Consider the following 12,152-nt stretch of genomic DNA (forward strand, 5'->3'; position numbering starts at 1 on the left):
CTATTATTACGCACTGGAGGCCGGAACAAATTAAAAACTTTTATATTCCCATTCTACCAAAACCCATCCAGCAAAAAATTGCTGACCTAATCTGTAAATCCCACCAAGCCCGTTCAAAAGCAAAAGAATTATTAGAAGAAGCCAAACAAAAAGTAGAGGAATTAATTGAGAAATAAAACAATGCAAAAACAGCCGGTATTAGTGGGGATTGTGCCAAGGAAAAGTCTTTGGCCGAGGATTCAAAAAGAAAGATGGTATCATATTCCAGTTGAATCCGCCCCTAAAAACACTCCTTTAGTAGAGTATTTGGCTTTTTATTTTCCGAAAGTTTTTGGAAAAGAGTGTCAGTATAGAGTAATTTATTATGCAAAAGTTTTGAAAGTTGAGATAACTAAAAGAATTGAGCTTTTTCCAGATGAGTCAGAGCACGAAAGAGCAACGAAAGAATACTTTAAATTTCACCTAGGGCAAATTGATGAGTTACCTAAACCAATTCCAAGTAAAAGATGGAGGAGCATTGTTCATATTCCGACCAGTTTAGAAAAATTATTTACTGCAGAGGAAATAAATGATTTGTATGATACCAGTCCTTTGGAAGAAAAAATGTATTTAGAAATGAAAAAGCGAAAAATAGAAGCAGAAAGACAGTTGTATGTTAAGGCCGGCAATCAAACATATTGTTTAGATTTTGGTATATTTTGTCGTAGAGGCGATATTGATGTTGAGTGCGATGGTGAGAGGTATCATATTCTCCCGGATGCATTAACTCGGGACAGGAAACGGAATAACCAATTAACTAGCTATGGCTGGCAAGTGCTGCGATTTTCAGGAAAAGAAATTAACGGTAATCTTCGGGGCTGTTTTGAAATAATTGAAAGAACTGTTGGTAATTTGGGCGGTTTTCAAATTTTTGCCCACCTTCGGCGGGCTGGGAAATGGGACAGCTCCAAAAATTAACAAAGACCGCAAAAATAAATCCTTTTTATTGAAAAAATTTGTTGCCCGCCCTTAAATAAAAAATTTTTGCGGGCTTTGGCTGTCCTGCAAAGCAGGACTTTCGGAGCCGGGTGGGAATCCGCATAGCGGATTTCTGCCTCGCCTCGCTCGCGGGGCGGGGCAGTCAGAATTCAGCGTCAGGATTTTGCTTAAAAAAGCTTCGGATTTTGTTCAAGAGACACAGCCGCATATTCCGTTTCAAACTTGTTTCCACTAATTAAAACCGAGTTTTCTTTCTCTGGAATTTGACTTTTGCTTGCGATTCTGTTATAAATAAAATATATATTATTTAAGTGTCAAAGTTTCAGCAGATATTTGGGGGTTTTTTAAGATCCACTTGCGTTAGATTTTTGATATTGTGGATCTCTCCTAAGGCTTAACTTGCGTTAGATATTTAATATTTGATATTTTTTATAACGCCTTACACCCCTCTTGATAAAAGGGGAATGAAAAGAATCTAAAATGAAACATACAGATTTTGCACATCTTCATCTTCATACACAGTACAGCCTGTTGGACGGTATTGGTTCTATTGATGCAATAGTGAAAAAGGCGGTTTCAGAAAAGATGCCTGCTGTTGCAATAACCGACCATGGTAATATGTTTGGTGCTATAGAGTTTTATTCAAAATGCCTGAAAGCCGGTGTAGTTAAACCAATAATAGGTTGTGAAGTGTACATAGCGCCAAAAAGCAGGTTTGATAAAACATTATCCGGTTTAGGGGAATACTTTTATCATTTAACCTTGCTTGCAACAAATCAGACAGGATATAAAAATCTTGTTAAACTTGCATCCGTAGGATACACGCAGGGCTTTTATAAAAAACCGAGAATTGATAAGCAGATACTGTCAGAACTTCATTCAGGGCTTATAGGATTAAGTGGATGTATAAAGGGGGAGATTGCGCACCTGATACTTACAAATCAGGAGGAAGAGGCAAAAAAGGTTGCATCCGAGTATAAACAGATATTTGGGGAGGGAAAATTTTTTCTTGAAATACAGAACAACGGCATTAAAGAACAGGTGAGGGCAAATGAGGGCTTAATTGAAATTTCAAAATTGCTTGATATCCCTTTGGTTGCAACAGCGGATGTTCATTATTTGGAAAGCAAACACTCCCGCGCACAGGAAATACTTTTATGCATAGAGACAAAAACTAATATGCGGGATCCTAAAAGATTAAAATTTGGTTCTGACCAGTTTTATTTTAGATCTGCCGAAGAGATGAAAGAACTCTTTAGAGAAATCCCTGAATCATATGAAAATACTATAAAAATTGCGCAAATGTGCAATGTTCAACTAAATCTACATCCCAAGAGGCCTCATCTTCCAAATTATGATGTTCCAGAGGGTAAAGAACCATTTGAACACTTAAAAGAACTTTGTTATCAGGGATTGAAGAAAAGAAATTTATCAGAATCTAAACCTGTCATAGAAAGGCTTGAGAATGAGTTAAAGATAGTTAAACAGATTGATTATGCCGGTTATTTTTTGATTGTGAGTGATTTTGTAAGGTTTGCAAAGAATAATAATATCCCTGTAGGACCCGGCAGAGGTTCTGTGGTCGGAAGCATTATAAGTTTCTGTCTTGGAATAACAGATATAAATCCCTTAAGATACGGACTTTTGTTTGAAAGGTTTCTTAACCCGGAAAGAATTTCTTATCCTGATATTGATATGGATTTTTGCGATGAAAGAAGAGATGAAGTACTTCAATATGTTAGTGAAAAATATGGCAGGGAAAATGTCGGACAGATTGTAACATTCCAGACGCTTGGCGCAAAGGCTGTTATAAGAAATGTGGCAAGAAGTATGGGCATACCATATGAGCAGGCTGATAAGATTGCCAGGATGGTTCCCGATGAACAAAGGATTGAACTAAAAAGTGCAATAAAACAAAATCCTCAGCTGGCTGACCTTATTAAAAAAGACCGTTCTGTCCAGGAATTAATGGATATTTGTTTTATACTTGAAGGCGCAACCGCCCATATGTCAAGACATGCCGCAGGGGTTGTTATATCAGATACTCCTCTTGCAGATATGGTTCCTATGTGTATTAGTGAAGATAGGGTATTTACGCAGTATGATATGAAATCTCTTGAAATGATAGGACTGCTTAAAATGGATTTTCTCGGGCTTAAAACACTTGCTGTTATAAAAAATACTGTTGAACTTATAAAAACAAATAATGGGAAAAATATTGACATAAACAACCTTCCGATGGACGACAAAAAGACATATGAACTTTTGCAAAACGCAAATACATTAGGCGTATTTCAGCTTGAAAGTCAGGGGATGCAGGATGTTTTGAAGAAAATAAAACCGAATGTTTTTGAGGATATCGTTGCTGCAATTGCTCTGTATAGACCAGGACCTATGAAGATGATAGATGATTTTATTGCAGGAAAACATAAGTCTGCTTTTATAGAATATGCGCACCCAAAATTAGAACCTGTACTGAAAGAAACATATGGTATTATGCTGTATCAGGAGCAGGTTATGCAGATTACACACAGTCTTGCGGGGTTTAGTTTGGGCAGGGCCGATATTTTACGAATAGCAATGGGTAAAAAAGATGAAGACCTTATGGAAAAACAGAGGAAGGATTTTGTAGACGGAGCGGTAAAAAATGGGGTAAAAGAAAATGTTGCTGATAAAATATTTGGACAGATAAAAGAGTTTGCAGGCTATGGGTTTAATAAAAGCCATTCTGTGGGATATGCAAGTATTGCATATCAAACCGCATACTTAAAGGCTAACTTTCCGCTTGAATTTATGACAGCATTGCTTACAAGTGAAATAGGAAAATCGGAAAAGATAGTTGAATATATTCAAGAGGCAAACAGGATGCAGATACCTGTTCTTCCTCCCGATATAAACAGCAGTTTTGAAAAGTTTTCCATAGAGGAAAATTCTATCCGTTTTGGATTGTGTGCAGTAAAAAATATTGGCTCACAGCATGCACATTCTATTGTTTCAGCAAGGGAAAAACTTCCACAGAAATATCAGACGCTATATGAATTTTGTGAAAATGTTAATTTAAAAACAGTCAACAGGAAGGTAATAGAAAGTTTGATAAAGTGCGGCGCATTTGACAGCCTTAAAATTTACAGGTCCCAGGCTATGGCAATAATTGATACTGCAATAGGATCCGCATCCGGTATTCAAAAAGAAAAACAAAGAGGGCAGAAACTTTTTCTTAATATATTTAATCAACAGCCAGTGCATAGTAAAGAGTCTAAAAATTTATCATCAATAAAAGAATATGACCAGTCTCAATTGCTTGCATTTGAAAAAGAGGTGCTCGGGTTATATCTTTCAGGGCATCCTCTTACGCCATACATCAACATCTTAAAAAATTATGCCGAAAAATCCACATCAGCCCTTTCAACAGCAGTAGACGGAAGTACAGTTGTTGTGGGCGGTATGATTACCAAGGTAAAAACGACTGCAACAAAAAAAGATAATCTTCGTATGGCTATATTTATATTAGAAGATTGGAAAGGGAAAATAGAGGTAATTCTACCTCCTGAGCCTTTTCGGAAATATCATTCTTATGTGAGAGAGGATGAAATAGTTTTTGTAAAAGGTCGGGTCAACGGAAGAGAGGAAAAACCAAAAATATTTGCATCAGAAGTTATTGCGATAGACGAGGCAGAAGAGAAATTTACCATTAAGGTAGTCATTGAAATTCCGCAAAGTTATGTTACAGAAGGTAGAATACAGAGGTTTAAAGATATCCTGCTTGAATCGGATGGAAAAACACCGGTAGAAGTATGTGTATTACACGAAGATGGCAAAAAAACATATCTTGAATTTGATAGACAGATAGGTGTAGCGGTGTCTTATGTATTTAAGAAAAAGATAGAAGATATTTTTTGTGAAAACTGTGTCAATTTTATATCAACAAGATAGACCCAAAATATGAATATGAAAAAATCGGAGAATAAAAAAGACACAAATATAAAACAGATATTAAGGGCAATTGTAGAAACATATATAGATACAAGACTGCCTGTATCCTCAAGGTATATAGTGGAAAAATACAAACTTGATGTATGTTCATCTACTGTTAGAAATTATATGTTCTTTCTTCATCAGAATGGATTTATAACAAGACCTCACAGTTCGTCAGGTACCATTCCTACAAGCAAGGCATATAGATACTATATAGACTGTCTTATGGAGAAGGAATACCTAAATAATCAGGAAAAACAGGAAATAAATCTTTATTTTAATAAGACCAAATACGGATATAGAACAATTGAAGACATAATAAAAATCTCAATCAGTGCGCTTAGTCGGGTGGTATGTCAGATGAGTTTTGCATCTGTCCATAAATTGCATTATGTGAAAGTAAAAAAAATAGAATTGCTCTGTGTTTCCCCGAAAAATATCCTGATAATATTGGTTACAAATACAGGCCACGTCCAGACATCAATTATAAATACAAGTGTAGACTTTTCTGAACCTGTATTACATCATATATCACAAATAATAACAGAAGAATTATCAGAAGTCCCTGTTCAGTCATTGGAGGATTATCTTTTAAATAAAATTCTTCAGGGCGAAGATACGATATTTTTTATATTACGCTCTGCCTTTAATCTTTTAAAAGAAGGTTGTATGAGAGATATAAATCCTCAGTTTTTCTGGGAAGGTGCAAGTTTTTTGACAGACCAGCCCGAATTTAATTCTATATCTTCACTTATACTTAAAAAATTTGAGAATCAAGAAATGTCCCCTGCCCTTCTTAAACTCATTTACCCTGCGGATACCTTAATATATGTAGGTGAGGATGTTGATGCAATGCCTTTTTCACAATGTAGTTTTATTGCATCAAGATACAGGGCAAAGAAAGGTATATCAGGTTTTGTTGGTGTTGTAGGCCCAAAGCGGATACCATACAGGAAAATTGTTGCAACAATCTCATATATTGCGGAACAACTATCGGATAGGATAGATAAGGGAGGTTTTATTGAATAACAAAAAAGAGGCAAAAAATCAGGACACAATAAAATCTCAAGCACAAGGACCTGAAATAAAAGAAGAAAAAAAACAAGAATCCGCAGAGGTTCAGCCTTCGGAAAAAGAGAGACAGTTATTAGAACAATTGGTCATAATAAAGGCAGACTTTGAGAATTTTAGAAAAAGAGCAATAAAAGAAAAAGAATCTGCCATACGGTTTGCCAATGAAAGGCTGATTGTTGAACTTATCAGTCTGCTTGATGATTTTGACAGGGCACTTGAGAATATAAGTGAAGATAATTCCAATAAACAGATACTTACAGGTGTTAAGATGGTTCAAAAAAATCTTCAGAAGTTTTTAAAATTAAGGGGGCTTGAACAGATAGAAGCGGTTGGAAAATCATTTGACCCTCGCCTGCACGAGGCAGTTGAAGAGATAAAAAGTACAGAACATCCTGATTATCTAATTACTGATGAAATGAGAAAAGGATATAAACTTCACAATGTAGTGATCCGTCCAAGTGCAGTAAAGGTTGCAAAGAAAATCAAAGAAAAAGATTTAAGAACAGATCTTAATAGAAAACCTCAGATAGAAGAAAGTATATAAGAGTCTATGAGCACAATCCCAATATAACAGGCAACAGGTGACAGACAACTGGTGCTCTGGCATCTCGGTGAACGGGGAACGGCATACGGACGACGGGGAGAATATATATGTTATGGAGAATTGAGGTAAAAAATAAAAAGGAAATACTTGATTCTACAGGAAGCGATGTCCTTCATAATATAAAGGAAATTGGTATCAATACTGTTTTATCCTGCCAGTGTGTTTCTGTTTATACAATTGAAGGAGATATCTCTGAAGACTATGCTTGCTGTATAGCAAAAGAACTTCTTACGGATTCTGTACTTGAGGAGTTTTCTTTGATTGATATTGAAAAAAAGATGGTTCCTCGCAAGGCAGAGGGGATAGAAATAGAGATTGGGTTAAACGATGGAGTAATGGATCCTGCTGAGGAAAGTATATTAAGAGGAATAAAAACACTTAAAATCACAGGTTGCAGGAAAGTAAAAACATCTAAAATATATACCTTAAAAGGCAACCTTTTAAGCGAAGAGATAGAAAAAATAACCGACAAAATTTTGATGAACAAACTTATACAGCACAGGGTTATAGAACCCAGAGATGAGTTTAAAGTAACTGTTTGTCAAAAGCCATTTAACCTTACAAAAGTGGATATTTTAAGTGCAGGTGATCTTAAATTAATGCAAGTGTCAAAACAAAGACAGTTATCTTTAAATATTCAAGAAATGAAAGCAATAAAAAAATATTTTTCAAACCTGAAAACAGATCCAACAGATGTTGAACTTGAAACAATTGCGCAAACATGGTCAGAACACTGCGTGCACAAAACCTTAAAAAGTCTGATACAGTACGAGCAAACAGACGAAAGTGGAACTGTTATAGAGAAAAAATCCATAGATAACCTTCTTGCATCAACAATAGTAAAGGCAACAGAAGAAATTAAGAAACAGTGGTGTATATCAGTTTTTAAAGACAATGCAGGCATTGTAGATTTTGATAAAGATGATGCGGTTTGTTTTAAGGTTGAAACGCATAACCATCCGTCAGCACTTGAACCTTATGGAGGTGCAAATACAGGTTTGGGCGGTGTGATAAGAGATGTGCTTGGAACAGGGCTTGGTGCAAAGCCTGTTGCAAGTACAGATGTATTCTGTTTTGGACCTTTTGATCTTTCTGAACAGGAAATTCCCGTCAATATACTTCATCCAAAAAGAATAATGAAAGGAGTTGTAAGAGGTGTCCGAGATTATGGAAACAAGATGGGGATTCCAACAGTAAATGGCGCTGTATGTTTTGATAAAGGATTTACATGCAATCCTCTTGTTTTTTGCGGAAATATAGGAATTATTCCTAAGACAAAGTGTTTTAAAAAAGTAAAACCCAAACAGAGAATAGTTGTCGTAGGAGGAAAAACAGGCAGAGATGGCATACATGGTGCAACATTTTCTTCAAGCGAACTTACAGCAGAATCAAGCGTAGTCTCATCCTGTGCTGTTCAGATAGGAAATCCTATAACAGAAAAAAAACTTACAGATGCACTTATTTATGCAAGAGACAGGGGGCTTTATACAGCAATCACTGATTGTGGTGCCGGCGGGCTTTCAAGTGCAGTCGGAGAGATGGGTAAAGAGTGTGGGGTGGTGGTATATTTGGACAGGGTTCCTTTAAAATATGAAGGGCTTTCATACTGGGAAGTCTGGGTATCGGAAGCACAGGAAAGGATGGTGCTTTCTGTTAATGAAGAGAATATAAAAGAACTTTTTGAGATTTTTTCAAGAGAAGATGTTCAGGCAACAGATATAGGATATTTTTCAGAAGATAAGATTTTGAAACTTTTCTGGGATGGCAATCTTGTATGCAAACTGGATATGGACTTTCTTCATAACGGACTTCCAAGATTTGCACGAAAGGCCGTCTGGATTTCAAGACAAGAAAAAAATGCCTCATATGAAGAAAAAGATACAGAGACTGCTTTAAAAAAAGTTCTTTCTTCACCAAATGTGTGTTCAAAGGAATGGATTATAAGACAGTATGACCATGAAGTTCAGGGCGGAAGTATCATTAAACCTCTTGTCGGTATAGATTCAGATGGTCCGTCAGATGCTGCTGTGATAAGACCCAAACTTAATTCCTGGAAAGGGATAATAATTGCAAACGGTATAAATCCGGAATATGGAAAGATTGACCCATACTGGATGGCTGGAAGTGTAATTGATGAGGCTATAAGGCAGGTTATAAGTGTTGGCGGAGATCTAGAAAGAATTGCAATCCTTGACAATTTTTGCTGGGGTGCAATAGATAAACCTGATAAGTTAGGGGGGCTGGTAAGAGCGGCAAAAGCCTGTTATGATTTCGCAAAGATTTACAGGACCCCATTTATATCAGGCAAGGACAGCCTTAATAACGAATATATCGTAAGAGGCGTCTCTATTTCCATTCCTCCTACACTTTTAATATCTTCTATCTGTGTAATAGATGATGTCCGAAAAACTGTGTCAATGGATTTCAAAAAACAAGAAAGTCTTATATATGTTGTCGGCTCTACATACAATGAAATTGGTGGAACCGTATTTTCAAAAGAGTTCTCTATACAGGATGGTTTTGTCCCGAAGGTAAGACCCTATGATGCCCTTAATACATTTAAGGCGGTTCAGAAAGCCATAAAAGAAAATCTTATTCTGTCCTGCCATGATTGTTCGGAAGGGGGCATAGGTGTTGCAGTATCTGAGGCGGCGTTTTCCGGGGGGCTTGGTGCAATAATTGACATTAAAAAGATAAACCTTGCTGAAAACATTACATCAGATGCAGGGGTTCTTTTTTCTGAATCAAATTCAAGGTTTATATTAGAAGTAAATAAAAAAAACTTAAAAGATTTTGAAAAAATAATGAAAAATATAAACTTTTCTCAGATAGGGAAAACAATTAAACTGCAAAAATTAAGAATAATTGGGCTTGATAACAAGGCAACAGATATACCAATAGAAGAATTGAAAAATTGCTGGAAAAACAGTATGAGCAGGGCATTAGCCACGATATAGGAGAGAAGCATAAATTGAAAAAAGCAGCAATAGGAATAGACTTTGGCGGAACATTTATAAAAATGGCAATGGTTAATGAAGAGGGAAAAATTCTTTACAAGAAAAGCTTTTCAACGCTTCCTGAAAGGGATAAACTGCTTGAAAAAATTATACAGGGTATAGACAAAACAGTAAAAAACAAAAGCAGGGATATAGAATTAAAAGGCGTCGGGATTGGACTTCCGGGACCTATTGATAGTATAAACGGTATTGTCCGAAATCTTACAAATGTTCCCGGATGGAGAAATTTTCCGCTGGAAAAATTTGTTCGGCAAAAAATAAAGATGCCTGTTTTTATAGATAACGATGCAAATCTTATGACATATGGAGAGTGGAGGTTTGGAGCAGGCAGGGGTGCAAAAAATATTATATGTATTACACTTGGGACAGGGGTTGGAGGAGGAATTATAATAGAAGGAAAGATTTACAGAGGCTCTTCGCTCTCTGCCGGAGAGGTTGGGCACATACCGATATTTGAAAACGGGCTTAAATGTGCCTGTGGCGGCAGAGGATGTTTAGAAAGATATATTGGAAACAGGTATATTATTGAGACTGCCAGAAAATATATTAAAAAACAAAAAACCATAATTCCACAAGACAAAGATATTACTCCACAGATTATATCTAATGCAGCAGGTAAGGGCGATAGTGTTGCAATCAAAATATGGGAAGAGGTCGCAGTTCATATAGGGACAGCACTTACGGGTCTTATAAATGTTTTAAACCCAGAAAAAGTTGTTATTGGCGGAGGTATTTCAAAGGCTGGCAGATTTCTTTTTGAACCCATAAGAAGGGTTGTCCAACAAAACGCATTTAAGGTTGCAACAGATGTTTGCAGGATAGTCCCTGCAAGGCTAGGAGACAATGCAGGAGTTATAGGCTCAGCAGGCTACATAATGCTTGAGTAGTGTCGCAACCCCCTGTTCTAAGATATTTTTGGTAGGCTTGCCGCTGCTATTGCTTGTCCATGTCTTTTATTTTTTTCATCAGGCATCTTAAATTTAATCTTGTTAAATAATTCTGGAAACTCTGTTTTAAGTACCTTTTTCGCATTTGCAAGTATAATATCTCCACCTTCTCCACTTGTAACTCTTCCAAGCACCAGAAAATTTTTAAAATCATAAAAGCATGCGTAATGGGCTATACCGTATCCTAAGTACACACCAATGCTTTCATATATTTTTAAGGCCCTTTCGTCTTCTTTTTTTATCAATTTCTGGATCTCTACAAGTCTTTCTGCTGGGGTGAGTTTTTTGTTAAAAGATATTTTTGCCTTTTTGGCAAGTCTTGCAACGGCCTGTTGGGAGAAGTACTGGACGCCGCATCCTATATCCTTTGACCATTCATCCACAGGTGCAAGATCTCTGTAATCAATGGGAACAAAGGCAAGTTCATTTAGCCAGTCGGTAATGCTTCCCTCAGGGGTAACATATCCTGCCGCCATACTTGTCCCCATTGAAATGCCTAAGACAGCATTATCTTTTATTTCCATTGCACCGGCAAGTGCGGTAACCTCCCCATCGTTGACAACTACAAAAGGAATATTGCCCCATTCTTTTTTTATATCAAGGAACATATTTTTAACATATTTTTTAAAATCTCCTTCCGAGATGCCACGGAACAGAGAAGATACTCTGATGGTGTTATCCACATATACCCCAGCAGCGCTTCCACCAATAGCATCTACTTTGGGGAGTTTTGATGCAGCCCGTTTCAATAAATCATTTATCCCATTTTTATGATAAGAGGGGTTTTTTTGGAAATACGGTTCCCATTTTATTTCTTCTGAAAAAATCACTTTACCGTCTATTAAGGCAGCACACTTGCGGTCAGAGCCACCGAGGTCAAAACCAATTCTACATCCATTAAGATTTTTGCCAAGTAAGATGCCTGACTCTTTTTCCGTTGGCAGTTCATTAAAAGAGCAGGAATAAAACTTAAGTGGTCTGCCGTAGATTTTTTCTCCTATAATCTTTGAATCAAAAGCTCGTCTGCCGCATCTTGAATAAATTTTTCTGATTTCTTTAACAAAATTTTCAGGCGCTGCAATTGTAATCTTGTTGCCTCCTTTCATCCACAGAAGGCATTTTAAAAGTCGTTCAATATATTTAAGAGTAATCTTTTCTAAACCTTTCTCTTGGGCAATTATTTTTGTTTTAAGTACCGAGCGATTACCGTTTGGTCTTTCAAGTGCTATTCCTGTATCCTGTGGTTCTCCTATATTTTTTGCCAGCGCTAAATATTTTTGGTTCCATAAAACTGCCGGCAGAAAATCCGCATCTAAAACGGGACACAAAACGGGGTGGACTTTAATTTTCTCCATAATAGTTGTCTTCTATGTTTGTATATTTTTCAAATGATTTAGAAATTATAACTTTCTTTTTGTTCTTTGTCAATACAAACAACTCAAATATTATTTATAATTTAAAATGTTAAAGTTTTTGTTTTTTTGAAACGTTAAACATTTCTGAAAGCCTTTTGCTAAAATTAAATCAAAAAGAGGCTTTTAGAAATGAACAAATCAA

General features: G+C 36.4%; 8 protein-coding genes. 7 read left to right on the top strand and 1 reads right to left on the bottom strand.

Translation table 11 applies throughout. The annotated features are described in order from the left end of the window. The 7 genes from B9J78_06595 to B9J78_06625 form a co-directional block, all read left to right on the top strand. Positions 1–176, top strand: a 176-nt coding sequence (locus B9J78_06595; protein ID MBA2124579.1) for a restriction endonuclease subunit S, incomplete at its 5' end; no start/stop codon positions are given. Then, positions 166–957 carry a hypothetical protein gene (locus tag B9J78_06600; GenBank protein MBA2124580.1) on the top strand — a complete coding sequence of 264 codons (792 nt, stop codon included), beginning with the start codon at positions 166–168 and terminating at the stop codon, positions 955–957. The genes B9J78_06595 and B9J78_06600, both read left to right, overlap by 11 nt. A gap of 501 nt (positions 958–1,458) precedes the next feature. Next, positions 1,459–4,911, top strand: coding sequence for a DNA polymerase III subunit alpha (locus B9J78_06605; GenBank protein MBA2124581.1), 3,453 nt, complete (start codon positions 1,459–1,461; stop codon positions 4,909–4,911). A 9-nt stretch (positions 4,912–4,920) separates the two neighbouring features. Then, a complete protein-coding gene (locus B9J78_06610; protein MBA2124582.1) occupies positions 4,921–5,982 on the top strand; it encodes a heat-inducible transcription repressor HrcA in 1,062 nt (353 codons plus the stop codon). Then, positions 5,960–6,571 carry a nucleotide exchange factor GrpE gene (locus tag B9J78_06615; protein ID MBA2124583.1) on the top strand — a complete coding sequence of 204 codons (612 nt, stop codon included), beginning with the start codon at positions 5,960–5,962 and terminating at the stop codon, positions 6,569–6,571. Before B9J78_06610 ends, B9J78_06615 begins: the two co-directional genes overlap by 23 nt. Before the next feature lie 107 nt (positions 6,572–6,678). Next, the gene (locus B9J78_06620; GenBank protein ID MBA2124584.1) at positions 6,679–9,588 is read left to right on the top strand and encodes a phosphoribosylformylglycinamidine synthase II; all 2,910 of its coding nucleotides are present in this window, start codon (positions 6,679–6,681) and stop codon (positions 9,586–9,588) included. A gap of 14 nt (positions 9,589–9,602) precedes the next feature. Continuing rightward, entirely contained in the window at positions 9,603–10,535 is a 933-nt protein-coding gene (locus B9J78_06625; protein MBA2124585.1) for a hypothetical protein, read from the top strand. Positions 10,536–10,552: 17 nt separating this feature from the next. Here B9J78_06625 and B9J78_06630 read toward each other — a convergent pair whose 3' ends face one another. Then, positions 10,553–11,950, bottom strand: a complete 1,398-nt coding sequence (locus B9J78_06630; protein ID MBA2124586.1) for a transcriptional regulator — start codon at positions 11,948–11,950, stop codon at positions 10,553–10,555. Positions 11,951–12,152 lie beyond the last annotated feature (202 nt).

The sequence above is a fragment of the bacterium Unc6 genome (genome assembly GCA_013626165.1).
Lineage (GTDB): Bacteria > Omnitrophota > Gorgyraeia > Velesiimonadales > Velesiimonadaceae > Velesiimonas > Velesiimonas alkalicola.

Coding starts and splice junctions, on each gene's coding strand:
- B9J78_06630 (MBA2124586.1), bottom strand. CDS start 11,950: ATGGAGAAAATTAAAGTCCACCCCGTTTTGTGTCCCGTTTTAGATGCG.
- B9J78_06605 (MBA2124581.1), top strand. CDS start 1,459: ATGAAACATACAGATTTTGCACATCTTCATCTTCATACACAGTACAGC.
- B9J78_06620 (MBA2124584.1), top strand. CDS start 6,679: ATGTTATGGAGAATTGAGGTAAAAAATAAAAAGGAAATACTTGATTCT.
- B9J78_06610 (MBA2124582.1), top strand. CDS start 4,921: ATGAATATGAAAAAATCGGAGAATAAAAAAGACACAAATATAAAACAG.